Source organism: Actinoallomurus sp. NPDC050550 (assembly GCF_040655075.1).
In the GTDB taxonomy this organism is placed as follows: domain Bacteria; phylum Actinomycetota; class Actinomycetes; order Streptosporangiales; family Streptosporangiaceae; genus Actinoallomurus.
This window is the reverse complement of record NZ_JBFAJC010000016.1, coordinates 154430-180415: the sequence shown is the minus strand read 5'-3', so window position 1 is coordinate 180415 and position 25986 is coordinate 154430. Positions and strand designations below refer to the sequence as shown.

Here is a 25986-nt window from a genome sequence, read left to right as displayed (position 1 = left end):
GGCCACTCGCCGACAGCAGAAGGACCAGTCACGGGCGCCAACGCTTGAAAGCATTACACGGTGATCCGGCTCGGGCAACGACCTTCCACGTGAGGCCGACGGGCGTAGTTTTCTCGGCGACCTCGCCTCTGCGTCCCTGACTGGGAATCGCCAAAAGTGATCAGCGAGGACCAGGTATTAGCGCGGCATCAGTTCCGTTACTGCCGTAGAGCTTCCACGCAGGCACTCGTACGGCCGCATCTTGGCCGTCGAGCAGCTCACGGCGGCGCAGCATCAACCGAAGATGACGGGCTTCGTCGGTGCCCTCGTCCGGGCCAGGGTCCAGAAGTATGGCCGTGGCGCGGCCATCCATGCGTACCAGCGCGTCGACGGGGTGGCCGTTGACGGTGCCGCCGAGCTCCACCGTGCCTCCCGAGACTCCGGCGGACAGCGATCTGAATAGGCGTTTCATTAGTTCACCGGACTTCTGGCCGTCTTCGCCCAGCCCGTCGCCGTCCACCGCACTCGCGGCCGCCCGCAGCGCGGCACCGACGCCGCCGCGGCTGTGCCACCGGGCGGAGTCGCCGACGACGATCAGATGGGAACGGGCGCGCGTGATGGCGACGTTCCACATGTTGAGTTGCCGGTCGACCCAGCGGATCGAGTTGTCAGGCATGCCCTGGCCGGCGACCAGTGAAAAGATCATGACGTCGCGCTCGCCACCTTGGAAGGTGTGGACCGTGCCGACGCGTACTCGTTCACGATCTCGACCCAACTGCCGCTTCACGGCCTCTGCCTGGGCCTTGTAGGGGGTCACCACGCCGACAGTGGCGTCGGGCGGCAGTTGCCTCAGCAGATACTGGACTGACTCAACGACTCTCTGTACCTCTTCCTGGTTGACCCAGGAGCCACCCGAGCGTGGGCGTGCGGCGTTCCCTTCGACATTGGACCAGACGATCGCCGGGCGCTCCGGGAGGGACGGGCGGTTGCGGACATCGGTCAGGACGACCAGCTGTCCGTCGTAGAACTGGTGGTTAGCGAAGGCCGCGATCTGCGGATCGCAGCGGAAGTGTTCGTCGAGGAGGAGGCTGCCGCCCGCGGCGCGCTCAGCGGCGTGGAAGGCGGAATGGCGCCGGAAGGTCAGCCGGTATTTTTCCAGCCAGGCGGATCGTAGCCCGGCTTCGCGCCGGATCAGGCCTTCCCGCTCGGAGCCGATCGTGGTGATGTGGGCCAGCTGCATGAGGTCGCCGATGATCAGTGCGCGGCGTGCACGGAAGAGCAGCGGCAGGACGTGCGGGATGGCGCACTGGCTGGCCTCATCGATGATCACCAGGTCGAACAGCGCAGGGTCGGACGGAAAACGCCTCGCGGAGAGACTCGTCACGGCCCAGCCTCGTACGGCAGGCAGCACCGCCCGCACGGCCGGCCAGTCGCTCCCGTCCGCGTCACGGGCCCTCACCAGTCCATCGATGAGCTGCTTTCCGTTGCGGGCGGCCGAGCGCACCGCGCTGTCCAGCAGTGCCGCGGAGGCGGCGCGGGTCGCGGACTCGGCCGTGGCGAGAGACGTGGCGAGGCCGTGGTCGTCCGGTCCGACCGCCATCTGCCGGCGCTCGGCCTGCCATGTCATCTCCGCATCGGCGAACCCCGCGAGTGCCGCGCAGGCATCAGCCGTGGCGCCGGGATGCGGGGGGATGCCGTAACGGCGCAGCAGCCGCCCACGGCGCCACTCGCCGAGAAGGCGTGCCGAAGCGGCGCGCTCGGCCTTCCTCACCAAGCCGTCCAGATGCCGGACACTCTCCAGGCGCGCGGCAAGGTCGGGGACAGGCAGCCGGAGTCGGGCGGCGTGCTCCTCGCGGGCTTGCCCGGCCTGCCGAAGTGTCCGCTCTGTACGTGCCGTGTAGGCAAGGCGCTCTCGTTCGCGTTCCAGGTCCTCCGTGACCACGTCAAGGTGTGCACGGGCCGTCTCGACGTTGCGTTCCGGTACGGTCGCCGCTCGTAGCTTGTTCAGAGCGGCCAGCTCTATCTCCCGGTGGCGGGACGAGCCGGTGCGTACGATGCTGCCCGGCGTCAGACCTTCGCAGCGTCGGCACACCTCATCGACGGCGTCATTGTTGGTCGAGGCCACGAGCACCCGCTGCCCGGCGGCCACGGCGGTGGCGACCAGGTTGGCGACCAGTTGGCTCTTGCCGGTGCCGGGCGGGCCGGTGGCCACAGTGAGGCGGCGGGTCATCGCCGCTCGCAGGACGGCGGACTGGGCCTCGTTACAGGGCAGGGGCGTCACGAGACGTACGGTCTCCGGCGCACGTTCCGGGGATGGTTCGGCGCGTTCGGCCGGGTTGGGCGAGAGCGCGGCGAGCGCGGTGACCTTGATCTTTTCGGTCTTCTTGGCGATGTCGGCGAAGTCCCTGAGAAGGCCCCTCGTCATCACGTCGGGATCGCGGGGAGTGAGGAAGAGTACGGCGGCATTGCGGGCGCCATCGGTCGGGGTGTCGACGTCGATCCGGTCGGCGAGCCGGTCAGGCTCCAGTTCCTGGACGTTGGGGAGCTCGTATTCCTGGGTGAGGAGGTTGCGGATGTCGACCGCCATCCGGTCGTGCTGTCCGGCATGCCAGGTCGGCTGGTAGGTGTCGGCGAGTTCGTCGGCGCCCTCCGCGCCGAGACGCTGCCTGGCGAGATCGGGGTGAGGCAGCACCGGCCCGTACGGTTTGAGACGGACCACGCCTTCCTCGTAGACGGCCTCGACGCGCCGCATGAGCATCGGGGCGAACCTCGGTGTGCGCTCTTGCCTCCCACTCCGGGTCCGGTGCAGGACCACCGCCGGGTAGCCCGTCCACAGCTCGGCGTCCTGCTCCTCCGCCGCCTGGATGAGCGCGGCGGCCTCCGGCGGCACTGTGGCGCAGTGGTCGTTGTCCAGGTCACCGCTGAGGAACCTCTCGGAACCGGTCAGGCACACATATGAGGTCCCGTAATCGGTTACGGACATGAGCGACGGCTCTGCCTGGTCCGACAGGACGCATTCCCGGTAGTAGCCCAACAGGTCCGACCATGTCGGCTGGGACCGCGTGGCCTTGGGCGCCTGCGATCCTGCCGGCGCCGTGGGACCGGCCGGCTTGCGGGTCAGCGGGACCAGTCGCGGTGCGGCGCCGAGCGGACAACCTGCCATGACGATGATGTCGTCGACGCCGTACGCGGACTTGACCGGGATCTGCTTGGACTGCCCTGCCCGCATGTGCCGGTTGACGTACTCGAACAGGGCGTCGACCGAAACATCGCCGGTACCGTCCTTGCCGACCTTGCCCGTGCGAAGCGCCTCAACGACCTCCGCGGTGAACGCGGACGGCTGGACGCCGTCGAGGGTCTCAGCGCCGGCGTAGGAGTCCTCACCCGCCCTGGAGGAGGAGAGCACGTACACCCCACGACTGGTCAGTGGGGCCTTCTCGCCCGACTTCGCGGCATGCTGCCGGTCCGATGTGCGCAGGCCCACGGCGAAACCGCCGCTACGACAGCAGTCGATCATTACGACCTTCTGCGGGGCTACGCACTGCTCCAGCACCTCGTTGACGAACCCGGCGCTCACCCCGGTCTCGGCGACGCGCTCGAAGTCGGTGTCCTTGGCGATGAAGAAGAACTCTCCACCGGACTGCACCAGCCGCGTCCCGTGCCCCGAGATGTACAGCAGCGCCAGTTCGTCCTCGTCGCAGCCTTCGAGGAAGGTGCCGATCTCAACCTGCATCTCTTCCGCACTGAGATCGGCCACCGAGCGCACGTCCAAGAACGCACCGATATTGCGATGCTCCAGAACCTGTTTCAACTGCCAGATGTCGGCCTGAGTGGACGGCAGTCGAGCGAAACGGCCGTCGTCGTAGTTCTCATTGCCGATCAGCAACGCCCTACGGCGCGTCAGCCGGGTCACTCCGCCTCTTTTTCCTCGTCGTCCGGCCTGGTCTCGGCCGCCCGTTCCAGGAAGCTCCGGACGATCCGCTCCTGGGCCTCATCCGGCTGGCCGGTGATGGTGACGGAGTCGCCGTTGACGGTGAGCTCGACCTTACGGTGCCGCTCTCTGGCGCACCATTCCCTGATAAGCGTTACCAGGACCTGGGAAGTCTGGCGGCCGGCCGCGGTGACGGCGGCCCACAGGGCCACGTCCCCGGCGAGCCCACCCTTACGCCCCTCGCCGACGTCGGCGCCACCCTCGACGAAACCGGCGTTGATCCCGTCCGCCTTCTGCAGCTCGTCATGCAGGTCCCGAGTGAGGCGCTCCTGCCGCAGAGTGTCGCCGCCTGCGATTACCCGAACCAGCCATCCTTGGCCCCCGTGCTCCATCTTGCCCCCTTCGGCGTCCGCGCTACGCCAGCATCTTCCGGGAGAGGCCGCATTCCCGCAACACAAGCATTGACACACACGAAACCTGATGATTTACGCGCCCAATATTGAGTACACCCTGAACGGCTTCGAGGTCCTCTGCGGCTGGATCGCCGTTCCCAAACGCGTCGCGGACCAGTCCAACCGCCCGCGTTCTGCGGTTGATGTGATCGTCCAGCGGCGCTTCAGCTGAGCTTCTTGACACGGAAGCCGTAGAGCGCGCCCTGGTAGGCGACCATGGCGATGCCGTTGTCGGCGGTGGTGACGCCGTCGATGGCGAGGTTGTCGGCGAGCACCTGGCCGGTCCGGTCGTTGACCGCGACGAACGTGTGGGACTCGTCGTTGGAGCCGTCGAGCTCCAGATAGGCTGCGCCACCGGCCGCCGCTCGCGGTTGCAGGTCGCGTGCGTTGGCCGGGGGCTGCTGCCAGCGCACCTTCGCGGTGGCGCTGTCGAGCGCGATGACGTGTTCGCCGGCGCACAGCACCGATCCGGAGTCCTTGTCGAGCAGCGCGGTGCGGCAGCCGAATTCCGGGACCTTGGCGGTTGCGATCTGCCGCCCGCTCGCCGGGTCGGTGAAGGTCACCTGCTGGGTCCGTCCGGAGACGTCCTGATCGCCCATGGTCAGCAGCAGGTTGCCGAACATGCCGTAGAACGTCGCGCCTTTGAGTTTCCAGGCGGGCTTGCCGGTGGAGGCGTCAAGCCCTTCGAGCCCGGTCCTTCCGAGGATGTTGTACATGGTGTGCACGATCTTGCCGTTGGTCGCCCCGTAGACGGCCTCGTCATCGTCATATTCGGACGCTCCGGTAGAGACGCTTTTCCCTCCGTCCGAGGCAGTCAAGGTGGTGACCTTTGTCAGGTACCCCTCGTCCGGGCCGGCCGAGCGCTCGACCTCCCCCTTCGCGATGTACCCGCCGACGAAGAACCGGCCCTGGCCTGTGCCGTCTGTGGGGGATCGCCACACTTGGCGTCCGGATTCATCGACTACGAGGTCGGAGTCCTGGTCGTATTCGTCCTGCATGCCGCTGGCCGGCACGTTCTCCTTGTAGCGCACGACCACGACCGGTCCGCCGTGGTGGGAGTCGCGCAACAAGAGCGTCTGCTCGTGACCGCCGCTGGTCGGGTCCGGCTCTGACAGTGGTCTTCCGTCGCCGATCAGGTGCCCGCTCATCGCATCGATAAGGGCCAGGCTCTCACCCTGATGCCCCAGAAGTACGGCGAATGTCCTGCTCAGGCCGATCGCAGAGACGAACGGTGCGTCAGGCACGCTCCAGATGGGCTTCGGCTCCAGCCCGGGGATCGCGGGCCCGGTGTACTTGACGGGGGCAGCGGACTGCTCGGCACCGTGATGCCGCCCGCCGCTGCCGCAGGCGGTTGCAAGCAGGACGCTCACCAGAGCAACGGACTTGCATGGCAGACGCATGGACGAATCAGCCTTTCCCCCCAGAATGATCACGCGAAGCTAACAGTGCCGGACCTCGTCCGCCAAGCCGTGCGCTGACCGGTTCAGGCCACCGCAGTCAGACTGCACTGACACCCGCGTTTCGCAGCTATTCGCTGGCGGGGGCGTTCCCTGAACTCGATTCCACCACCGTCGTTCAGACCGAGAACCGCCTGCAAGCGGCATCGCGCCGATCACTCCCCAGAGCGGCGCTTTGGCTGGATTCCACGCCAGTCTTCCTCGCTAATGAGTTAGTCATGCCTCACTGCATTCCGCATCGTTGCTGACCGGAAGCTAATTCCGATCATCTTGTCAACCTCCTTTGCCCGGTGCGCGTCTGCTGAAGGCGGGAACGAACGAGGGAGTTCGCGGTTGCTGCCGACAGAGCCGTTCAGAAGCCGGCGGGCCGGTGCTGATCTGGTCGGACATCGCAGTGTGGGGGTTCTGGACGCTATCGGACCGAGTGACTGCCTGACCGAAAAAACGATTTCGGTCAGAAATATCGACTGTGCGGAGTTTCATCGGTACGTTTCGGTGCGAAGTCACTGCGAGGGGATTGTTACCGGCGTCCCGGGCGACTGCAAGAACGCACGGGGCATGTGAGGGGAGAGCGTGGACGTCTTCGGGGTTCATGAGCAGCTCATCGATGACTACCGTGCGTTCACCTCAGGTGCCGTCAGCGTGAGAGATGAACACATCGCAGCAGAGGTTCAGCGAGGTCTCGATGTCGGCGAACAGTGGCCTGACCCGTGGCTTTCACTGAATCCTCGCTTCGCGAGCGGCGGGTCGATCTCCGAGCTGGTCAGAACCGGTCTGCTACACCCCGAATGCGAGCGGATCTTCCGCGCGAACAAGCCCGAAGACTCACTGGCGGGCAAGCCGCTGGACCTCTATCGGCATCAGCGCGACGCGATCGAGGCAGCCCGCACGCTCCAGAATGTCGAGGCGGCCCGTACGTTCCAGAGTTACGTCCTCACGACCGGCACCGGGTCGGGCAAGTCCCTGGCGTACGTCATCCCCATCGTCGACCGCGTTCTCCGCGAACGGGAACAGGGCGTCCGCGCGGGGGTCAAGGCGATCATCGTCTACCCGATGAACGCCCTGGCCAACAGCCAACGGGAAGAGCTGAAGAAGTTCCTGCGCAATGGCTACGGCGAAGGCCACGAGCCGGTGACCTTCGCCCGGTACACCGGCCAGGAGACGGATGCGGAACGCCGACGAGTCCTGGACAACCCGCCCGACATCCTGCTGACCAACTACGTGATGCTCGAGCTGATGCTCACCCGCCCCCGGGAGCGGCGCGGCCTGATCAGCGCCGCGCGGGGCCTGCGGTTCCTCGTCCTGGACGAGCTGCACACCTATCGGGGCCGGCAGGGCGCGGATGTCGCGATGCTGGTGCGCCGCGTCCGGGATGCCTGTGAGGCTCCGGATCTGCAGTGTGTCGGTACGTCCGCGACCATGACCAGCGGGGGGAGCACCACGGAGCAGCAGAGCGCGGTCGCCGAGGTGGCGAGCAAGCTCTTCGACACCGACATCGAGCCGGACCAGGTCATCGGCGAGACGCTCGTACGGGCCACCGAGGACGGCAGGCACGACCCGGAGGAGCTCGCGGCGAGCGTGGCGCGACCGGCGTCGGATGCCATGTACGACGAGCTGACTCGCGACGCGCTGGCCCGTTGGGTCGAATCCGCCTTCGGCCTGGACACCGAGCGTGGGACGGGCCGGTTGGTGCGGCGTCACCCGACCACGGTGCAGAAGGCGGCCGCGGGCCTCGCCGCGTTCATCGGTACAGACGATGAGGCGGCGTGCGCCGAGGCGATCCGTGCCACGCTGGACGCGGGTGCCCGCGCCCGGCATCCGGAGACCGACCGCCCGCTGTTCGCGTTCCGGCTGCACCAGTTCCTCTCCAAGGGGGACACCGTCTACGTCTCCCTCGAAGCCGGAAACGTCCGCCACATCACCCGTGACTACCAGCTTCGGGTGCCCGGGCAGCCCGACAAGCTGCTGCTGCCGCTGGCGTTCTGTCGCCAGTGCGGCCAGGAGTACCTCACCGTCGCGCGGGTGGAACAGGCCGGGCGCACCGTTATCCGGCATCGGCGCGACGGCGACGGCGACATCGGATACCTCTACATCTCGCAGGAGTCGCCCTGGCCGGCCACACTCGCACAGGCCTTCGAGGAACAGCGGCTTCCCGACGGATGGCTCACGGCGGACGCGGGCGGCAACCCGGAGGTCATCCCCTCCCGGCGTAAACACCTTCCCCAACCGATGCGGGTACGTCCTGACGGCAACGTCGTCGACGGTGTTACCGGTGCGGCCGACGGCACGTACGCCGCCTACATTCCGGCTCCGTTCGGGTTCTGCCTGAGCTGCGGAGTCGCGTACGAGCAGACCCGCGGCAACGATTTCGGCAAGCTGGCCACCCTGGACCGGGAGGGGCGCAGTTCGGCCGTCTCGGTGCTCAGCGGCAGCATCGTCCGCAGCCTCAAGTCGGTGCCTGAAAGCGACCTCAAGCGGGATGCCCGCAAGCTGCTCACCTTCGTCGACAACCGGCAGGACGCCAGCCTCCAGTCGGGGCACTTCAACGATTTCGCCCAAGTTGTGCAATTGCGTGGTGCCTTGTACCAGGCCGCCCTCGATGCGGGAGACGAGGGTCTCCACCACGAGAACGTCGCTCAGCTGGTCACGGCCAAGCTGGGCCTGGGCCACGCCGACTACGCCGCCACCCCGGGTGAGCTGACCACGCAGCGCAGGCGTACGGACAAGGCGCTGCGCGAGGTGGTCGCCTACCGGCTCTACCTCGACCTCGAACGCGGCTGGCGGGTCACCATGCCCAATCTGGAGCAGACCGGTCTGATCGGGATCGACTACGCCGACCTCGACGAACTCACGGCGCGGGAGGAGACCTGGAAGACGACGTACGGGCCGCTGCGGGCAGCGACGCCGGAGAAGCGCGGCGAGCTGCTCCGCATCCTGCTGGACGAGATGCGCCGCGTACTGGCGATCGACGTCGAATGCCTCAGCGAGCTGGGCTTCGAGCAGATGACGGCGCTGTCCCGCCAGCACCTGAAAGACCCGTGGGCGCTTCCTGACCGGGAACCATCGCCGGTGGTCGGGGCCGCCTTCGCCCGGGCAGGGAAGGCCGGTGGCCGGCGTGGGGACCTCTACCTGTCGGGCCGCGGGAAGTACGGGCGGTACTTGCGGCGGCCGGGTCAGTTCCCCGGCTGGATCGACACGGTCGACGTGGAGGACGCCCAGCGGATCATTTCGGATCTGCTCGGGGTGCTGGCCGAGCACGGGCTGGTGGTCGTCGGCGTGCAGCCCAGGGACGGAGGCGCCCCCGGGTACCGGATCAACGCCTCCGCCATCATCTGGAAGGCGGGCGACGGCGAGTACGGCGCGCCCGAACCGTTGCGCTGGAGGTTCAGCGGCCCGGACGCCCGCCCGCGCGTCAACCCGTTCTTCCGCGACCTGTATCAGAAGTCGGCGCGTGGCTTCGCCGGGCTGTACGCCCGTGAGCACACCGCGCAGGTGCCCGGAAAGATCCGTGAACAGCGGGAGGAGGCTTTCCGCTCGGCGGTACTTCCGCTGCTGTACTGCTCGCCCACCATGGAGCTCGGCGTGGACATCGCCGGGTTGAACGCCGTGGGCATGCGCAACGTGCCGCCGACTCCCGCGAACTACGCGCAGCGCAGCGGCCGGGCGGGCCGGTCCGGACAACCGGCGCTGGTCACGACGTACTGCTCCAGCGGTAACAGCCACGACCGGTACTACTTCCGCCGGTCCGACCGCATGGTGGCCGGCTCGGTGGCCCCGCCGCGTCTGGACCTGGGCAATGAGGATCTGATCCGCTCGCACGTGCACGCCATCTGGCTGGCCGAGACCGAGGTCCGGCTCGGACGTGCGATGACCGCGTTGATCGATGTCGCGTCGAAGAGCCTTCCCATCCATCCGCACCAGTGGGTTCAGCTGGAAAGCGAGGAGGCGCAGCGACGGGCGCAGCTCCGTGCGGAGAAGGTGCTGGCCCGGGCCGTGGAGGCGCTGGAGAAAGAGACGTCGTGGTGGGACGACCGCTGGCTGGAGAACGTCGTACGGGCCGCGCCCGGTGCGTTCAACGAGGCCTGCCAGCGGTGGCGTGGTCTGTACGAGAAGGCGCTCGCCGACCGGGAGACCCAGCACCAACGGATCCTCGACCACACGCTGAGCTTCAAGGCCCAGCAACGGGCCAAGATCCGCCGCGCGGAGGCGGAGACGCAGCTGCGCCTGCTGAAGAACGAGCAGGACGGCGAGACGCTGTCCGACTTCAACCCCTACCGTTACCTCGCCTCCGAGGGATTCCTGCCCGGCTACTCCTTCCCCCGGTTGCCGCTCGCCGCCTACATTCCCGGTACGGGCCGTAACGGCAGCGACGGCGACTACCTGCACCGGTCCCGCTTCATCGCGATCCGGGAGTTCGGGCCCGGCGCACTGATCTATCACGAGGGCAGCCGCTACCAGGTCAAGCGGGTCCAGCTGCCCACCGAGTCGACCGGCGAACTCGTCACCGGCGAGGCCCGCCGCTGCGGCGAGTGCGGGTACCACCACGCCCCGAGCCCTGGTCTGGATCGTTGCGAGCACTGCGGGACGCCGCTGCCCATCCCCATGGCCAACCTGATGCGCATGCACACGGTGTTCACCGAACGCCGCGAGCGAATCACGTCCGATGAGGAAGAACGCCGCCGCGCCGGGTTCGACATAGAGATCTCCTACCGGTTCCACGACCATGGCGAACGCCGCGGCCGGCTCGACGCACAGGTCATTGATCAGGATGGGGTGACGCTCGCGGAGCTCAGCTACGGCGACAGCGCCACCGTACGCGAGACGAATCTCGGGCACCGTCGCCGGAAGAACGAGGTCGGCTTCTGGCTCGACACGGTGAACGGCCGGTGGCTCGCGGCCAAGGACGCCGGTAAGCAGCGGAATGCTCCAGGTGTCGAGCTGACGGATGAGGAGACTGGCCTGGTCGACGGTGAGGCCGAGGACGTCGTGCGCAGCATGCGCGTGGTGCCTTTCGTCGAGGACCGCCGCAACATCCTGGTGCTGCATCTCTCCGAGCCGGTGTCGCAAGAGGCCGCGGTCTCGCTGCAGTACGCCCTGGAGCGCGGCATCGAGGCGGTGTTCCAGCTGGAGGACTCCGAACTCGACACCGAGCCGCTGCCGCCCGAGCACGGCCCCACCCGCGAACGCATGATCTTCATTGAGAGTTCGGAGGGTGGCGCCGGCGTGCTCCGCCGGTTGCAGGACGAGTCCGACGCGCTCGCGCGATCGGCCCAGGAAGCGCTGCGCATCGCCCACTTCCACCCGGACACGGGCGAGGACGAGGGCGGCCCCAAGCCCGAGACTCGCTGCGAGAAGGGGTGTTATGACTGTTTGCTTTCCTTCGGCAACCAGCTGTCGCATCACCTCATCGACCGGCATGCTGCCAAGGACCTGCTGTTGGCCATCGCGCGCGGCAGCGTCGCCCGTGACGAAGACGCCGAGAAGCTGCGGGAGAACGCCGACAGCCGTCTTGAGGGCGAGTTCGTCACCTGGCTGCAGGAACACGGCTACCGGCTGCCCGATGAGCAGCAGGTGCTGGTCAGCGAGGCGCTGTCCCAGCCGGACTACGTCTACCGGCCGCCCGGCAATGCCGCCGTCGCCGTCTTCGTCGACGGTCCCGCGCACGACGCCATCCCCGTGTCGCTGCGTGACGCGGAGGCCGAAGAGCGACTGATCGACGCCGGATGGCACGTCATCCGGTTCCGCCATGACCAGGACTGGTCCGAGGTGGTGCGGGCGAACCGCAGCATCTTCGGCCCCGGCACCCGTTAAGCTCCCCGGCCCCGAGAGGAACCCCCCATGAGTACGCCCGCGCCGGAGGCCGCGGCTTTCGTCCCAGGTGCGCTGGTAAGAGCCCGAGGCCGGGAGTGGGTCGTTCAACCCGGTTCCGACAGCGAGGTGCTGGTGCTGCGGCCGCTCGGCGGTGCCCAGGACGACCTGGCCGGAGTGCTACCCGCTCTCGAGCCCGTCGAGTCCGCCGGCTTCCCGCCGCCGGGTGCCGCTGATCTCGGGGACCAGATGTCCGCGCAGCTCCTGCGCTCGGCGCTGCGCATCGGTTTCCGCTCCGGCGCGGGACCGTTCCGGTCGCTCGCCCAGCTCGCCGTCGATCCACGCTCTTACCAGTTCGTCCCGCTGCTGATGGCGTTGCGGCAGGAGACCGTACGGCTGCTCATCGCCGACGACGTGGGCATCGGCAAGACCGTGGAATCCGGGTTGATCGCCGCCGAACTGCTCGCCCAGGGGGAGGCGAAAGGCCTGGCCGTGCTGTGCAGCCCGGCGCTGGCCGAGCAGTGGCAGGAGGAACTGCAGGAGAAGTTCGGCATTCTCGCCGAGCTGGTGCTGGCCTCCACCGTGCCGAGGCTGGTACGCACCCTCGACATCGGCGAATCGCTGTTCCGGCGCTACCCGAACGTCATCGTCTCCACGGACTACATCAAGAACCCCAAGCACCGCGACGAATTCATCGCGCACTGCCCGGACCTGGTCATCGTGGACGAGGCGCACACCTGCGTCGCCGACACCTCCACCGGTCCCCGCGGTGGCCGGCAGCAGCGCTACGACCTCGTACGCCAGATCGCCAAGGATCCGAACCGGCATCTGCTGCTGGTCACCGCGACCCCGCACAGTGGCAAGGACGATCCGTTCCGGAACCTGCTCGGCCTGCTCGACCCCGCGCTGGCCACCGTCGAGCTGGACAAGGACGCCGGTCGCCGCAGGCTCGCCCGGTACTTCGTGCAGCGTCGCCGTGCCGACATCCGCAAATACCTGGTCGGCACCGACCTCGAAGAGGACACACCGTTTCCGAGTGACCGGGAGAGCCGGGACGTCTCGTACGCGCTGACCCCGGAGTATCGCAAGCTGTTCGACGCCGTCCTGGAGTACGCCCGCGAGCAGGCCCTCGACAAGAGCGACGGCGTCGTACTGCAGCGGGTCCGGTGGTGGTCGGCGCTGGCGCTGCTGCGTTCCCTCGCCTCGTCGCCGCGTGCCGCCGCGCAGACCTTGCGCACCCGTGCCGCGAACCTGGACGCGGCCTCGAAGAAGGAGGCCGACGAGCAGGGCCGCGCCGCCGTCATGGACCTCATCGACGACGACGCCACCGCGACCATCGACGCCGCGCCGGGCGCGGACCTGGACGAGGAGGGCAGCGGCCCGAGGCAGCGGCTGCGCCGTATGGCCAAGCATGCCGATGCACTGGAAGGAAAGGCGGATGCCAAGCTCGCCGAGCTGATCAAGATCGTCAAGGCCTCGCTCGCCGATGGATACCACCCGATCGTGTTCTGCCGGTTCATCCCGACCGCTGAGTACGTCGCCGAGCACCTGCGGGAGAGCCTCGGCAAGCGGACGGCCGTGCAGGCGGTCACCGGCACCCTCTCGCCCGCCCAGCGCATCGACCGCATCGAGCGCCTGGTCAGCGGGAAGACCACTGAAGACGATGAGGATGACGAGCCCCGCGCGGAGCGCCGGGTCCTGGTGGCGACCGACTGCCTGTCGGAGGGCGTGAACCTCCAGCAGGGCTTCGACGCCGTCGTCCACTACGACCTCGCCTGGAACCCGACCCGCCACGAGCAGCGGGAGGGCCGGGTCGACCGGTACGGCCAGCGCACCGACATCGTGCGGACGGTCACGCTGTACGGCCGGGACAACCAGATCGACGGCATCGTGCTGGACGTCCTGCTCCGCAAGTACACCGAGATCCGCAAGGCGACCGGCGTGTCCGTCACGGTCCCCGACGACTCCGACAACGTCATGAACGCGGTCCTCGAAGGACTGCTGCTGCGCCGGGAACAGGCCGACCAGCTCACCCTCGACTTCGGCGTCACCTCGCAGCGCGACGAGCTGCATCGGAAATGGGTCAGCGCCGCCGAACGCGAGCAGGCGTCGCGAGCACGCTATGCCCAGAACGCGATCCACCCCGACGAGGTGGCACGCGAGGTCGCCGAGGTCCGGGCCGCACTCGGCTCGGGCGCGGAGGTCACCGAGTTCACGCGCACCGCCCTCGGCAGGCTCCGCGGGCAGCTGTCCCCGATCGCCATCGACGGAACGTTCACCGCCGACACCGCCGGACTGCCATCCGCGCTGCTCAGCGGCATCGAAGCCGTGCTCGGGCCGAAGAACGCGCAGAACATCGCCTTCCGCCCGCTGCCGCCCGCCCAACGGGGTGAGGCCGTGCTGAATCGTACGGACGCGACGGTCGGCACGATCGCCCGGTTCATCCTCGACGGCGCGCTGGACCCGAAGATGGACGCCTGGCAGCGGCCCGCCCGCCGGTGCGGCGTCGTCAGGACGCGCGCGGTCTCCGTTCGTACGACGTTGCTGCTGGTCCGTTACCGCTTCCACCTGCAGCTACCCGCCAGAGACGGGACGACGCGACAGCAGATCGCCGAAGACGCTCGCGTCCTCGCCTTCCGTGGCAGCCCAGCCAAAGCCGATTGGCTGCCCGAGGCAGATGCCCTGGCGCTGCTGGAGGTACGGGCGGATGAGAACACCGCCCCGGAGTTCGCCTCCGCCACGGCCGAACGAGTGATCGGCGGCCTGGACGCCCTGCAGCCGCACCTCACGGTGTACGGGGAGGAGCTCGCGGGCGCCCTGCGTGAATCGCACAGTCGGGTGCGGGAGGCCTCCGGCGCCGCCCGGCGAGGGCTCCGCGTACGAGCCGACGGGAACGCCGACGTGCTCGGCCTGTACGTCTACCTGCCCGTGACGGGAGAGAGCCGATGAGCCGCCGTCCTGCCGCGTTGCCCGTCGGCGTCGCCACCGTCGGTGCGCTGCTGCCCGACGAGACCCTGCTGCGCATCATGGGAGGCAAGGACCTGCCCGGCACCAAACCCGCCGACTACCACCTCGGCGCCGGGGAGACCGTCAATGAGGCGGCCGAGCGCTCCTGGTCCTACCTGCGCGGAAAGTACGCCGCGCTGCGTGACAAGCTCGCCGAGCTGCCCGATGGCGATCCGGCGATCGGCGTCACCCGGGAGTACTGGCTGACCCGGCTCTTCAACGAGCTCGAATTCGGCCGGCTGCCGCTGGTCGGGGCCGGTGGGCTCGCCTCGGACGACGGCGAGAAGCAATTCGCGATCAGCCATCACTGGCAGCACGTCCCGATCCATCTGCTCGGCTGGGGTGTGCCGCTGGACAAACGCAGCAAGGGCGTCGCCGGGGCCGCCGACGCCGCCCCGCAGTCGCTGGTGCAGGAGTACCTCAACCGCAGCGCCGCCGCGCTGTGGGGGATCGTCACGAACGGCCGGCTGCTGCGGGTGCTGCGCGACTCCAGCTCCCTGGCCGGCGTGGCTTACATCGAGTTCGACCTCGAGGCCATCTTCGATGGCGAGGCGTTCGACGCGTTCGTCCTGCTGTACCGCGTCGCCCATGCCTCCCGCTTCGAGGTGCAGGGCGAGGACGCCGGCCCGGCCACATGCTGGCTGGAGAAGTGGCGCTTGGAGGCCATCGACTCGGGCGCACGCGTTCTCGACCAGCTCCGGGTGAGCGTCAAGGAGGCCATCGAGACGCTCGGCACCGGCTTCATCCAGCACCCCGACAACGGCGTGCTGCGTAAAGCCCTGGCCGACCGGGACGACAAGGAGGTCACCCCGGAGACGATGCACCGAGCGTTGCTGCGCGTCGTGTACCGGATGCTGTTCGTGTTCGTGATCGAAGACCGCGATGTGCTCTTCGCGCCGGACACCCCGTTGGCGGCACAAGACCGGTACATGGCGTTCTTCGCCACGGCGCGGCTCCGCCGTATCGCCGCCCGCCGCCACGGCGGCCCGCACTCCGACCAGTGGCAGGCCCTCACCCTGATCCTCGACGGCCTCGGCCGGAAGGACGGCCTGCCCGCGCTCGGAGTGCCCGCCCTGGGCGGCATCTTCAAGCCGACCCACGCCGACCAGCCCTTGTTCGGCTGCGCACTCGCGAACGAGCACCTCTTCAAGGCCGTCCGGTCGCTCTCGCGCGTACGGGATTTCAAGGCGCGGCGCATCCGCCCGGTCGACTTCCGTCACCTGGGTGCGGAGGAACTCGGCTCGGTGTACGAGTGGCTCTTGGAGTACGTGCCGAAGCACGATCCGGCGCAGCGGACGTTCACCCTGCTCGAACTCAGCGGCAACGACCGCAAGAAGACGGGCTCGTACTACACGCCGGCGTCGCTCGTCGACTGCCTGCTCGACACGACCCTCGATCCGGTGATCGACGACGCCGTGAAGTCCGCCCGGACGAACGAGGAGCAGGAGAAGGCGCTGCTCGCGCTGACGATCTGCGACCCGGCATGCGGCTCCGGTCACTTCCTCGTCGCCGCCGCCCGCCGCGTTGCGAAGCGCCTCGCATTCGTCCGTACCGGCGACCCCGAGCCGAGTATCGAAGACGTACGACACGCGCTGCGCGAGGTCGTCTCCCGCTGCATCTATGGCGTGGACATCAACCCGATGGCCATCGAGCTGGCCAAGGTGTCCCTCTGGCTGGAGGCGATGGAGCCCGGTAAGCCGCTCGGCTTCCTCGACGCCCACCTCAAGTTCGGCAACGCGCTGCTCGGCACGACCCCGAAGCTGCTGGCCGGCAACCTGCCGGACGACGCCTTCAAGCCGATCGAGGGCGACGACAAGAAGTGGGCCGCGGCCCTCAAGAAGCGCAACAAGGCCGAGCGTGAGGCGTACGAGAAGCGAGCCTCGCAGATGCAGGGCAAGCTGTTCGACGACTTCGGCCTCCGATCGGGCAACGCGGACCTGGCCGCGGCGGCGACCGGCATCACGGAGTCCGGCGACGGCACCTGGGGCGACATCGCGGCGCAGGAGAAAGGCTTCCAGGCCCTCCAGGAGTCGGCGGCATACGTCGACAAGAAGCGCATCGCCGACGCCTGGTGCGCCGCGTTCGTCTGGAGGAAGGTCGAAGACAAGGGTTACGTCAACGCCCGGCGGCACCCGCCCGCGATCACGATGGACAACCTGCTCGACATCAGACGTGGCGCGGTCGCTCCCGAGATCGGGGCCGAACTGGAGAATCTCGTCGAGCAGTACCGTTTCTTCCACTGGCACGTGGAGTTTCCCGAGGTCTTCCGCGTACCCGACGACGAGGAAGCGCCGGGCGTCGACGAGCGAACCGGCTGGACCGGCGGCTTCGACTGCGTCCTCGGCAACCCGCCATGGGACAAGGTCGACTTCGAGGACAAGAAGTACTTCAGCGTCGTCAATCCCTCGATCGCCGCCATCTCCGGCGCCGCACGTCGCACGCGTATCGCCGAGTGGATCGAAGAGCACTCGGAGGAAGGGGAGCTTTACCTGGCAGCACGCCGCACCGTGAAGGCCACCTTCCACTTCGCGAGCCAGTCCGGGGCATTCCCACTGTGCGCGGAGGGCCTGACGGTGAAGGGCGTCAACTCACTCCAGACCGATCAGCTCTTCGCCGAATGCTTTGCGTCCATGACTGGGCCTGAAGGTCGTTTCGGCTGCATCGTCCCCACGGCCATCGCCACCGGAGCGGGAGCCCAACATCTCTTCCAAGATTTCACTCGGCGTGGTGCGATCAAAGCCCTGTACGACTTCGAGAACCGCAAGCCGATCTTTACTGCTGTGCACTCTAGTTACAAATTCTGCATAATTTCTTTGGCGGGCAGGGCATCGCGCGAGTCCATGGCGAAACTTGCGTTCTTCCTGTATGACGCGCTTGACCTCGACGACACAAACCGCGTCTTCGAGCTCAGCCCCGAGGAGATCATCCTCATCAATCCGAACACCGGAACCCTTCCTGTTTTTCGCTCCCGACGCGATGCTGACCTCACTACGTCGATCTATCGCCGAGTGCCAGTTCTGTGGAACCAATCCGATCCGGCAGGAAATCCCTGGGGAGTTTCGCTTAAACGCCTCTTTGACATGACGGACGATTCGGAGCTCTTCCGCACAAAGGATGCTCTGGAGGTCCAAGGCTGGAGGTCTGACGGTAACGTATTCGTGCGTGATGGGGAGCGAATGCTGCCGCTATATGAAGGACGAATGGGACACCAATTCAATCACCGATTCGCTGACTCTATCGGGGAAGGGTCCGGTAGCTCGCCTGACCAGTTGGCCGATCCCCGCTTCGTTGTTCAGCCTCAATACTGGATGTCCGAAGAAAACTTTAGCAAACGTGTAAAGAAGCGGAAGCTGGAGGTCCAACCGGCCCTCCTGGGACATCGTAGAGTGGCGCGCAACACGGACGATCGGACTCAGATTGCCGCGATCATTCCGTGGGGGCCGGCATCTTATGGATGGATCGTGTCGGTCGGCCCAAATCTTAGAGAGCTATTTGTTCTTTGTGCGATCTATAATTCTTTTCCGTATGACTACCTTTTGCGTAACCTGATTTCGCAGCCTAGTATCCCGCAAAGTACCTCAGAGCAGATCGCGGTCCCAAGTCAATGCATGATTGATATTGCGGACGCCTGGTTGGGGGATGTGGCTAGAGAGTGGATTATCTCTCGTGTATATGAATTGACATATACTTCATATGACTTGCAAGATGTTTCAAATGAATTTGGGGGCGGTTGGCCATTTTTGTGGGATTGGGAGCGGCGTCGATTGTTGCGGGCCGAGCTAGACGCATTCTTCTTCCATGTGTACGGGATCGAGCGGGACAATGCTGCCTATATTATGGAGACCTTCCCTATCGTGAAGAGGAAAGACGTGGCAGCGTTCGGGTCGTACCGGACCAAGGAACTGATTCTTGAGGTCTATGACGCTATGCATCAAGCTATCCGTACCGGGCGGCCATACCAAACCATGCTTGACCCGCCTCCTGGGAAAGGGCGTCGGCATCCGGCGCCGACTGATACGTGACGGCCCAAGCTGAGTGCTTTCGCTTGTCGCGATCGACGGCCGAGCCGAAAATACGTAGTTCGGTCGATAGCCGCGTTGACGAGCTGTTCGGTATTGCGGTTACCTGGTGCCCGGATTGGGCAAGAGGGGCCGTCTCCGGGCGGGGGAGGACATAGGCGTGGGCATTGACCGCACCAGTGGCGGCAGCGCCGACGAGCCTGACGGCGCGGATCAGGGCAACGAAGAGCCCGACCAGCCCGAGTACCAGCCGTCGCCCGGCCGACCGCAGGAGCAGGTAAATCCCTCGCGCGTCGACGCAGGACGAGCGGGGATGGAGGCCAGTCGGCGGCCCGTTGAGAGCACTACCGAGACGAGTGACGGGAGCAGCGGGTCCAAGGACGCCCCGAAACCGGTGCGAGAGGCACCCCGGCAGAATGAGCAGGGTGGCGAGAACCGCGACGACACCCCCCAGAAGGATCGCAAGGAGTCGGACGCCACGCTGGGAGCGGCCGACACAGGTCCGGGGCAGGACGACGAACACAAGCCCCCGGACGCATACGCGTCCTCATTGGAACAGGCGCCGTCCTACGGTGGCTTTGCGAACCTGGGCGAGGAGTTCGAAGCTCGTGCCAAAAGTCGAGAGGCCGCAGAGCAGTACAACAACGCCGCCAATGATCGAACCGTCGAGTCCGACTCCAAGCGTGACCTTGCCTCGCCCAAGCTGGATGAGAAATCGATCAGGGAGCAGATCGACCCGTTCGCGCCTGACCTCGACAAGGTCGAGGGGCGCAAGGAGCCGTTCCAGCAGACCATCAGGGACAACGACGCTGAATGGACCGAAGGCGTCGACCGCTTCGATGATCTCCCGCCCGGCGAGAAGTTGACGGAACGGGGCGAGGACGAGGCAGAATCTAATACGGACAAAAATGTCGATCAGGATAAGCGGTCGCGGCGCGAAAAGCTACGCGATAAGCTATTCGAGCATGGTGACGACGCTCTCGACGGGACACAAGAGGGCGTCAATGCAATCGGCGGTATTTTCGATCGACCGCAACCAACTGGCAGTCATGCCATCGCGAAAACAGATCAGCCGATTATTGAAGCTTCACCTCATGGGGTCGATGCAGGGGAAGCGGCAACTGCGCTGATTGCTGGAGCGGTGGTAGCCAGCAAGCTGTATGATTGGGGGCGCGAGATGGTGGCTAGAAAGAGGCGGGATGATGACGGTAACGCCTGATCAGGTGGCGACGCTACGCGCGCTTCTGGTTGGAGACATCGAGGGGCATAAACGAGCATTTGGTCAGCTCGATCGCGAAGCTGCGAAGACTGGTTACACGGCACTGCTCGCCGCTGCATTCGCTGAAGCTGTCGAACGTAGATTCGCCAACGGCGGCACGAAGCCCGACGTGGTTGCTTTCGTTGGCAACGTGAGGGTACGTACAGAAGATCTGGCCGACTCGATTGAGCCGCACATAGCCGAACGTCTCATTCTTGCGGTATTTACCGACGAAGAAATCGACGACATTGATGCGGCAACTAAGTATCGTCTATATCCGACCCTTCTAGCCGGTCTCATCGTTGACGAACAGTTCTCTGGCCCGGAACTGGACGCGTTTCTAAGCGAGGCGCGGGAGCTGGCCGATGAGTGGTTGGCGTGAGAGCATAGGCAAAATTCCCTCTGCCTCCCCGTGGACGTTCGGCGCCTGCCAGCGGTTTCGTTGACGATCTTTGCGACCCCGACGCAGGATTCGTTCGGCTTCCTACGGCGGGACTTGCGTTACCGTATGGAATCCACGGTCATGGTAGGCCCCATGGTGTTGCGGGGACTGGAGCGCTTTGGCCGGTGGCGGGAGTCTCGCGCTCGGCGGGTGCTTCTTCAGTGAGCTTTGCTACCTCGACGCACGATGCGTTTGGCTCGCTCCATCGCGACTTACGCCATCCTGCGAGATCTGTCGTCATGTATCGAGTTCTACATCGTTAACGATCTGGTCGGCAAGCTCGCTGAGGTAAGTAAGGCTGCTTACTTCCGAGAGCGCGGTACCGAGTACATACTCGTACCTCCGTAGGTGCCGTGATACCTCCTTGGGATCAGTATGGAAGATGTCTGTGGAGACGGTTTCCGTGACTGCCAGTGGAGGATCGCTCGCGTCTGGAAAGGCGAAGAGGATCAGCTGTGACCTTGGCATGAGGCTCGTGGCCATGCCGGTGATCACAGGGAATACGCGTACCGTGACGCGAGCGTGGGTTTCGGCGATCTTGATGACGTGGTGGAGCTGGGCGTACATGACGTCGGGTGGGACGCTGAAGCGGCGGAGGCCGACCTCGTCGAGAATGACCTCGTACTCGGGGCCGCCGGGGCGGAGGACGGTGCGCTGGCGTTGGAGTCTGGCTTCGACGAGGCGTTCGGGGATGTAGGTGATCGGGCCTTCGGCCTTGGCGTGCTCGATCAGCGCCCAGATGTAGTCCGGGGTCTGCAGGATGCCGGGCATGGCGCCGGGCTGGTACTCGCGGATGGTCTTCGCGCCGGACTCGATGTCGGCGTACAGCCGCTGCCGGTCGCCCATCGCGTCGCCGTACGCGTCCCACCAGCCGCGTTCGGCGGCGTCGCGGGCGATGCGGACGATCTCGTGCCACTTCTCGCCGGTCACGCCCAGCACGTCGAGGATCTTCATGACGTCGGCGAGGTCCGGGCGGACGTGGGCGTTCTCCAGCTTCGAGATCTTCATTCTGGACTGGTGGATTAAACAGGCGAGCCGGTCGGCGGTCATGCCGCGTTCCTCGCGGAGCGTGCGTAGCTCCGCGGCGAGCCGCCGGCGGCGGACGAAGGGGCTGGTCACCGTCGACCTCCCGAGGCCGTCGATCACATGGGGGACTGGCTTTCGATTACAGCATGTGTTGTTCGAACGACGCTCCGGAATCATCGGACATCTCCGCTGGTCGGGGTGTCGGGCCGTTCCAGAGAAGAACGTTCGGATCCGGGACGCTCCGGCCGGCACTCCCGATGAACGCCGCCCGTCGACGAGCCGGGTTCGACCCGTGCGCGCGGGGGTTCGGTTCCCCAAGTGGCCTTGTCCGGTCAGGGCTGTGAGCTTCCGACCCGGCCCCGTTGCGGTGGGTGCGATGACGAGTTGAGGGGCTGGAGAACTGCCCACGGTGCACGGCGAGATGCGGGCTCACTATGACCGGCTGGCGGACAGCTACAACGAGAACTGGGCGTACAGCCCCGAGTTCATCGGCTGGATGACAGGTCACATCCTCGACCGGCTCGTCCTTGAGCCCGGCGATCGGGTGGCCGATGTCGGATGCGGTACGGCCTGTACGCGCGGGGGCCGGCTGCCTGCGTGGCGATGTCGACCGCCGTTGTCGCGACAGAACTGGTGTCTCGTTAGGTTCGTGTCCTGTTCAGCGGTATCGACCGGCTGTTCAACGAGCCCATGAGGTGGAAGCTCCCGTGTCCTGATTCCAAGGATGAAGGCGTAGCAGGACCGTAGCGGATGTCCGCCTTCGCCTGGGACGCGCTGGCGAGTGTGGAGTGAGCTTGTTACCGCTCGTCCTCGTCGGGGTCGGCGTCCCAGAGGTGTGTTCCCAGGCGTCGAGGTCGGAGGCGTGGCGGGTGCAGCCGGGGGCGTGGCCGCGTTCTTCTTGGGCGTGACCACCGCCGGTCTCGGGGCCTTTGTCGGTGACGTGCTAACCGCAGGTCCGGCATTTCCAGTAGACCGACACCGAGCCCGAGTAGGGGCCGGGCCGCAGCTCCACTCAACGAGGAGGTGGTCAGGGAAGCCGCCTCAGGCGAGGGATGGGGTAGACCCGAGGCGGCGCCGCCCAATCTTCCCAGAACTCCCGCTTGCAAGGGGGATCGGTGCGTCCATCCGCCCAAACCGTCACGGCCGTCTTGGGCGGATGGACATAGACATCTACACCTTCGGTGTCGATACGCCGGGGCGAAAACCTCGCGGGGCGTGAGCGCGCCGGCGGGTCCCGGACGGCCGCCCGGGACCCGCGATCTAGCGTCGCTCGGCAGATCCGGACGAGCGACGCCGGCGACGCCACCGGTCGACGAACCACCGCACGCCCAAGCGCCCCAGAACCCGCCACTCCTCAAACCGAAGCAGCCTGTTACCTCGCAACCGTCACTTCCTCGCTTCCCAGCCTCAAACCAAACCGCCCCACCCTTTCACCTCGATCCCACGGCCCCGCCACCAACCGTGCCCCCCGAGGCGCTGTTAGTGATCAAGGATGCTGAAAGTGCCGTAACCTGAGTACCGCCCGCTGTGACCGCGAGCGCCGGCGGGGGCTGCCCCCGCGCCCCTCGCCCTGGCAACCCGACCCCGGTCACGGTGTGACCCCCTCGCCGCGAGCCTCCCGCGCCCCCCGTAAGCCGAGGCACCCACTCGGCCGATGGACGTGGCCGGCGGCCGGCGGGGCCCGCATTGGGTCGATCTTGGTCGAGGAACATCGGAACCGTCGGTGGCGCTCCAGGCGGTACACCAGGGCCGTTACCGAGGTCGAGTTCAGGGACAGCCGTAGCGGCGAGATTGATCTTGTCGATAAAGGTCTGTCGACACTCGGAGTCCGACGACGCTTGCCCAGGTCAATCCTGTCGAGAACTCATGCCGGGATTCAACGTCGGCGAACCCCCGGACGGCGCACTCTCGACAGTCGGACGTGGCCTCAGCGTGCCTCGGGCCGAGTAAGAACCGCCGACCTCTGGGGCATCCACGCAGATTGGCCACCGTGATCATTCTCACCGCTGATGGCTGTTCCCAGTCTCAACTCACTTGTTCGCGGCCCTGTGTAGTCCTCTCCGTGCCGGGGGAGTCAGCCGGTCATCCACGCGTCACGATATGGCTAGGTGGTCACAGCGCGGCTGCAAATGACTACCACGACACCGGTAGCCTCGATGGCCATGAGTGAAGGTGTGGTCGTGGACGTGGCGCAGCTGGAGGAGGCGTTGCTGACCCGGGCGATGGGCATCGTGATCGGCCTGGCCGACATCGAACCCGACCCGCGCGCGCCCGACGTCGACGCGGAGGTCTTGGACGCCGCGCTGGCAGCGGCCACCGGCCTGCACCAACTGCTCGCGTTCCGCCGCGCCGGCACCACCGCCACCACGTTCGCCGAACAAGCCGAGGCCACCGCCGGCCTGCAGTCGGCGACCGAGCAGCTGACCAAGGCCGCCGAAGCCGTCACCGGCCTGCTCGAACTCGCCGAGTACGCCGCACGCGCCGGCGCGCAAGACCTGAACTGATTCACTGGGGCGACGGAAACGCGCTGTGCGGCACGGAGAGCGCCGCGCAGCGTCCATCCGGGCGAAGAGCATTCGTCCGGGATAAGAGCATCCATCCGGGATCTTGAGGCGCTCAGCGGGTTTGTTGGGGGTGCTAGCGGACACCGGGTGTGGAGGCTGATGGACACCACGGTGATGATCAGCGGACATGAAACCTGGCTGGTGCGCGGACGGCGGGCTGACGGTAGGCACGCGGACGGCGAAAGTGCAGGTCCTTCGATCGAGGGTACGGTCGGGGCCCCTCTTCCATCGGACATCTCCGCTGGTCGAGGCGTCGATCCGTTCTCTACGCGAACGTTCAGATCCGGGATGCTCCGCTGCGGACCGCGCCCAGGTGGGGTGTTCGCGAACCACGCGTGCGAATCGCGGTTTCCGGCGGGTGTAGGGCGCGACTGCCTGTGACCACCGATGCGTCCGGTGTGAGCTGAGGAGCATTCCGGCGGTCCCCCTGGAACGGTTCGCCGCCGACGACTTCCCGTGAGGTGTCAATGCTTCTCGTGCACTCCCGGCCGGACGCTACCGTGCCGGCCATGTACTGGCGCCGGACCTTTCCCGGCCGCCGGGATCAGGCTCACGCGGCCCGCGAATTCGTCACCGCCCTGCTGCCCGACCGGTCGCGTCTCGATGAGGTGCTGCTCGCGGTCGGCGAGCTGGTCGCGAACGCGCTGCGGCACAGCGCGTCGGGCCAGGGCGGTTCGTTCGCCGTGGGCGTCCGCCACGCCGCGGGCTGTACGGCCGTATCGGTCGCCGACGAAGGCGGCCGAGCCGAGCCGGTGGTCACGGACGCCGACGACCTCGCCGAATCCGGGCGCGGCCTGCGTACGGTATCCCTCCTCGCCGACAGCTGGGGCTGGCACGGTGATGACACCGGCCGTACGGTCACCGTCATCTTCGCGGCGGAGGCGCCCGGCACAACCCCGGGCAGTGAGCCAGCGTCGGCGGATGAGGACGACGAGCCGACACTCCCGCTGATTGCCACCGTAGACGAGCCGGCTCGGGTGCACGCCGACGGTCTGACGGCTGGGAAGCCATGACCAGCGAGTACGAGCGAGAGCTCGCCGAGCTCCGCAAGGCACTCGAGCTGCCGATCGTCGGTCATCCGCGCCGCGACGCCGAGCTCGCCGAGCTGCGGCGGCTGGTCGGAAAGTACGTCGACGACGCACGGCGGCTGGTCGGCGAGGTTGGCGACGAGACCTCGTGACGACGCGCGGGATAGAGGGGATCCGATCTCGGCTGTGGTCTGTCCGTCAGTGGTGCCACCGCGAATGCCATTCGCCATGCATCGAGGTTGCTGCAGAGCCTGTCGATGCGGGGCCTCCCGGCAGTCAGGAGCGGCTGCGGAGACTCCGGTAGAGCAGTGCGGAGGCCACGCCGAGTCCTGCCCAGAGCAGGCGTGCTTTCTTGCCGAGAGGGTGCTTCACGGTCGTTCGAACAGGCGGGCTGGGCGTTGCCAGTAGTCGTGCTCGCTGGTACTCCTCGTCGAGGATCTCGTGGAAGCGCCGCTCGCGGCTGTTCGCCGACGTGGAGAGGCGAGCTTCTCGTGCGCTCTTCCAGTAGTGGCGTCCGACGCGGCCTTGGAACATCTCGTTCGCGATGGCGCGGAGGCGCACTTCGGGAAGCGCTCTTGTCTCGAACGACAGCGACCACTCGGCAATGATCATGTTCGTGTAGAGCAGTTGCTTACGCGTTCTGGGGTCATCGGGTGATGGGACCGGTCCCCAGCATTCGTCGAGGTCGGGGTCCTCCATCGCCATCTTGAGAAGGTCGCCAACGGCCTGGCGTCGAGTCTCTTCCCGAGCGAGCTTGGCCTCTCGTGCCTGGTAGCTCAGCGTGACAACGATGCCGACCAGTGCGAGCACCGAGACGATGGCGGACGCCGCGCCGTACGTCTGGCCGATGAAGCTGAACCGCTCCCACTTGTTGGTGGCACCATGGAAGACACCCAGCGCAATCGGGGAGATGCCGATCAGAGCGACCGCGGTCAAGATGATGAGCAGTAGTACGACCGGGGTCAGCGTGCTTCTGATCCTGCGGTTACCGATTCGTTGGCGCATGCCGCTCAATT

General features: G+C 66.6%; 15 protein-coding genes. 9 read left to right on the top strand and 6 right to left on the bottom strand.

All coding sequences use genetic code 11. From position 1 onward, the window contains the following. Window positions 1-160 precede the first annotated feature (160 nt). Together AB0I04_RS23335 and AB0I04_RS23330 are read right to left on the bottom strand one after the other, a co-directional pair. Window positions 161-3892, bottom strand: coding sequence for an AAA domain-containing protein (locus AB0I04_RS23335; protein ID WP_360887880.1), 3732 nt, complete (start codon window positions 3890-3892; stop codon window positions 161-163). After that, complete coding sequence (locus AB0I04_RS23330; protein WP_360887877.1) at window positions 3889-4302, bottom strand: hypothetical protein; 414 nt, start codon at window positions 4300-4302, stop codon at window positions 3889-3891. The genes AB0I04_RS23335 and AB0I04_RS23330 overlap by 4 nt, the downstream gene beginning before the upstream one ends. A gap of 88 nt (window positions 4303-4390) precedes the next feature. On the opposite strand from AB0I04_RS23330, the gene AB0I04_RS23325 reads away from it, so the two are divergent. Beyond that, window positions 4391-4534 (top strand): hypothetical protein, encoded by a 144-nt coding sequence (locus AB0I04_RS23325; RefSeq protein ID WP_360887874.1) that lies wholly within the window; start codon window positions 4391-4393, stop codon window positions 4532-4534. On the opposite strand, the gene AB0I04_RS23320 is transcribed toward AB0I04_RS23325, so the two are convergent. Further along, window positions 4527-5795, bottom strand: a complete 1269-nt coding sequence (locus AB0I04_RS23320; RefSeq protein ID WP_360887871.1) for a PQQ-binding-like beta-propeller repeat protein — start codon at window positions 5793-5795, stop codon at window positions 4527-4529. The two genes, AB0I04_RS23325 and AB0I04_RS23320, sit on opposite strands and share 8 nt — an antisense overlap. Before the next feature lie 666 nt (window positions 5796-6461). On the opposite strand from AB0I04_RS23320, the gene AB0I04_RS23315 reads away from it, so the two are divergent. From AB0I04_RS23315 to AB0I04_RS23295, 5 genes are all read left to right on the top strand, one after another. Beyond that, a complete protein-coding gene (locus tag AB0I04_RS23315) occupies window positions 6462-11630 on the top strand; it encodes a DEAD/DEAH box helicase (protein WP_360887868.1) in 5169 nt (1722 codons plus the stop codon). A 27-nt stretch (window positions 11631-11657) separates the two neighbouring features. Further along, entirely contained in the window at window positions 11658-14576 is a 2919-nt protein-coding gene (locus tag AB0I04_RS23310; RefSeq protein ID WP_360887865.1) for a helicase-related protein, read from the top strand. Then, window positions 14573-18655, top strand: coding sequence for an N-6 DNA methylase (locus AB0I04_RS23305; RefSeq protein WP_360887862.1), 4083 nt, complete (start codon window positions 14573-14575; stop codon window positions 18653-18655). The genes AB0I04_RS23310 and AB0I04_RS23305 overlap by 4 nt, the downstream gene beginning before the upstream one ends. A 157-nt stretch (window positions 18656-18812) precedes the next feature. Continuing rightward, a complete protein-coding gene (locus AB0I04_RS23300; protein WP_360887859.1) occupies window positions 18813-19871 on the top strand; it encodes a hypothetical protein in 1059 nt (352 codons plus the stop codon). Continuing rightward, window positions 19852-20292 (top strand): hypothetical protein, encoded by a 441-nt coding sequence (locus tag AB0I04_RS23295; RefSeq protein WP_360887856.1) that lies wholly within the window; start codon window positions 19852-19854, stop codon window positions 20290-20292. The genes AB0I04_RS23300 and AB0I04_RS23295 overlap by 20 nt, the downstream gene beginning before the upstream one ends. A 139-nt stretch (window positions 20293-20431) precedes the next feature. Here AB0I04_RS23295 and AB0I04_RS23290 read toward each other — a convergent pair whose 3' ends face one another. Both AB0I04_RS23290 and AB0I04_RS23285 read right to left on the bottom strand, forming a co-directional pair. Next, window positions 20432-20593 (bottom strand): DUF397 domain-containing protein, encoded by a 162-nt coding sequence (locus AB0I04_RS23290; protein WP_360887853.1) that lies wholly within the window; start codon window positions 20591-20593, stop codon window positions 20432-20434. Then, window positions 20590-21630 (bottom strand): helix-turn-helix transcriptional regulator, encoded by a 1041-nt coding sequence (locus AB0I04_RS23285; RefSeq protein WP_360887850.1) that lies wholly within the window; start codon window positions 21628-21630, stop codon window positions 20590-20592. The genes AB0I04_RS23290 and AB0I04_RS23285 overlap by 4 nt, the downstream gene beginning before the upstream one ends. 1910 nt (window positions 21631-23540) lie before the next feature. Here AB0I04_RS23285 and AB0I04_RS23280 point away from each other — a divergent pair. The 3 genes from AB0I04_RS23280 to AB0I04_RS23270 all read left to right on the top strand — a co-directional run bounded on the left by AB0I04_RS23280 (window position 23541) and on the right by AB0I04_RS23270 (window position 25122). Then, a complete protein-coding gene (locus AB0I04_RS23280) occupies window positions 23541-23882 on the top strand; it encodes a hypothetical protein (RefSeq protein ID WP_360887847.1) in 342 nt (113 codons plus the stop codon). A gap of 569 nt (window positions 23883-24451) precedes the next feature. Then, on the top strand, window positions 24452-24955 hold the full coding sequence (locus tag AB0I04_RS23275; protein ID WP_360887844.1) for an ATP-binding protein: 504 nt from the start codon (window positions 24452-24454) through the stop codon (window positions 24953-24955). Next, window positions 24952-25122 carry a hypothetical protein gene (locus AB0I04_RS23270; RefSeq protein WP_360887841.1) on the top strand — a complete coding sequence of 57 codons (171 nt, stop codon included), beginning with the start codon at window positions 24952-24954 and terminating at the stop codon, window positions 25120-25122. Before AB0I04_RS23275 ends, AB0I04_RS23270 begins: the two co-directional genes overlap by 4 nt. A 124-nt stretch (window positions 25123-25246) precedes the next feature. On the opposite strand, the gene AB0I04_RS23265 is transcribed toward AB0I04_RS23270, so the two are convergent. Beyond that, window positions 25247-25975 carry a DUF6082 family protein gene (locus tag AB0I04_RS23265; protein WP_360887838.1) on the bottom strand — a complete coding sequence of 243 codons (729 nt, stop codon included), beginning with the start codon at window positions 25973-25975 and terminating at the stop codon, window positions 25247-25249. Window positions 25976-25986 lie beyond the last annotated feature (11 nt).

Bases quoted from the DNA above. Each gene is read 5' to 3' on its own strand.
- AB0I04_RS23310 (WP_360887865.1), top strand. From the start codon at position 11,658: ATGAGTACGCCCGCGCCGGAGGCCGCGGCTTTCGTCCCAGGTGCGCTG.
- AB0I04_RS23295 (WP_360887856.1), top strand. From the start codon at position 19,852: ATGATGACGGTAACGCCTGATCAGGTGGCGACGCTACGCGCGCTTCTG.
- AB0I04_RS23265 (WP_360887838.1), bottom strand. From the start codon at position 25,975: ATGCGCCAACGAATCGGTAACCGCAGGATCAGAAGCACGCTGACCCCG.
- AB0I04_RS23290 (WP_360887853.1), bottom strand. From the start codon at position 20,593: ATGACGACAGATCTCGCAGGATGGCGTAAGTCGCGATGGAGCGAGCCA.
- AB0I04_RS23325 (WP_360887874.1), top strand. From the start codon at position 4,391: ATGATTTACGCGCCCAATATTGAGTACACCCTGAACGGCTTCGAGGTC.
- AB0I04_RS23305 (WP_360887862.1), top strand. From the start codon at position 14,573: ATGAGCCGCCGTCCTGCCGCGTTGCCCGTCGGCGTCGCCACCGTCGGT.
- AB0I04_RS23330 (WP_360887877.1), bottom strand. From the start codon at position 4,302: ATGGAGCACGGGGGCCAAGGATGGCTGGTTCGGGTAATCGCAGGCGGC.
- AB0I04_RS23280 (WP_360887847.1), top strand. From the start codon at position 23,541: ATGAGTGAAGGTGTGGTCGTGGACGTGGCGCAGCTGGAGGAGGCGTTG.
- AB0I04_RS23275 (WP_360887844.1), top strand. From the start codon at position 24,452: ATGTACTGGCGCCGGACCTTTCCCGGCCGCCGGGATCAGGCTCACGCG.
- AB0I04_RS23270 (WP_360887841.1), top strand. From the start codon at position 24,952: ATGACCAGCGAGTACGAGCGAGAGCTCGCCGAGCTCCGCAAGGCACTC.